The sequence below is a fragment of the Synechococcus sp. R8-2 genome (genome assembly GCF_047461715.1).
GTDB lineage: Bacteria > Cyanobacteriota > Cyanobacteriia > Thermostichales > Thermostichaceae > Thermostichus.
On the sequence record NZ_JANSHQ010000307.1, the window covers coordinates 1 to 1,344 of the forward strand.

Sequence of the window (1,344 nt, forward strand, 5' to 3'; positions counted from 1 at the left end):
CCGAGAAGGGGGACTGGGGCACGGCAGACAGCTACCTGACGGAGCGCTTCAGCAATGCCCTCCGGCCGGGATCCCTGCCTTCGATTTGGGGCACGGTGGGGAAGAACGTGCAGGTGCGCAACCAAGAGGTGACCGGGAAGACGGCCTATGTCTGGGTGGAGGGCACCGACTCGCTGGAGGATGCGGCCCAGCGCCTGGGGCTGGATCCCTTGACGTTGCGCAAGTATTTGACCCAGCCGGATCTGGCGGATCCCACCTATCAGCAGTTGGCCCCGCAGTTGGTGGGGATGCGCCTGGAGGGAGACACGGTGACCTCCCGCGTCAAGATCACCCTCTACCAGCAAGATCGCGGCTGGCGAATTGAAGTGTGGCAGCCGGATAAGCCACCTGCTGCTTCGGGATCCCAGTCGGAAAACCCAGAAGAGACAGAAGCAGCGGATCCCGGTGAAAATTCTGCATCTCCAACCGAGAACCCCTAGGACTGTTACCTGCAGGGAGATTGGGGAGGGTGTGGATGTGAGAGCGTGGTTTTTCCTGGTGCTGGCTTTGCTGCCTCTGGGGGGCTGTTGGCAGGCCAAAACGGCTGAAGAAACGCTGCGGGAGTTTGTCCAGGCGGCCAATGCCCGCGATTTTGCCACCGCAGAAGCCCTGCTCACTCCGCGGCTGCTAAAAGGGATCCCTCCTGGAGCCTTGGATCAATCGTGGCCCTCAGCGGAGGAGTTTACCCTCACCCCCATTCAAGCGGTGGGCAATACAGCCGTTTTCCGGGTGGACTCGATCCTAAAGCCAGAAGCGGTGGTGCCGACTTTGCGTTTCCAGTTCACTGCCGAGGAGCTGCAACGATTTTTAACAGAGCCGGATCGGGAGGATCCCCGGTTTCGCCCTTTTCGCTCTCAGTTGGGCTTCTACGAGCCTTTGCCGGAGGGTCGGCTGCGCGCAGTTATGGAGGTTACCCTCTATCGCCAGGCTCAAGGGTGGCGGGTGGAGTTGGCTCGGCTGCAGCCTTTAAATACAGAGGTTCTCTACGAGCCAATCAAGTTAGCGGAAGAAGCACAGCCTTTCCAACTAACTGGGACGGTGCGACTTCTCAACCGCAAGGAGGGCTGGATTGGGGTCAACTTGGAAAAAGTCAGCCCCAGCTTGGAGCGCTACGCGGGCACGTGGGTCTCGGTGGTTCCCGCTGAGGAGGTGCAAGTGACTCGCCTTGGCCGCTCTGCCAGCTGGCTGGATCTGCTCCCGGGAGATGTGGTGGAAATGGAAGGCACCGTTCGGTTCGCCGTCAACGTCGATGCGGAAGGATCGATCCCGGCGGCCATTCGGGCCGAGCAAATCAGGGTGCTGCAG

At 60.8% G+C, this 1,344-nt stretch carries 2 protein-coding genes; both read left to right on the forward strand.

From position 1 onward, the window contains the following. A partial coding sequence (locus NW819_RS08000; protein WP_414413436.1) for a hypothetical protein occupies positions 1-479 on the forward strand: 479 nt, incomplete at its 5' end. A gap of 31 nt (positions 480-510) precedes the next feature. Then, positions 511-1,344, forward strand: an 834-nt coding sequence (locus NW819_RS08005) for a hypothetical protein (RefSeq protein WP_414413437.1), incomplete at its 3' end; no start/stop codon positions are given.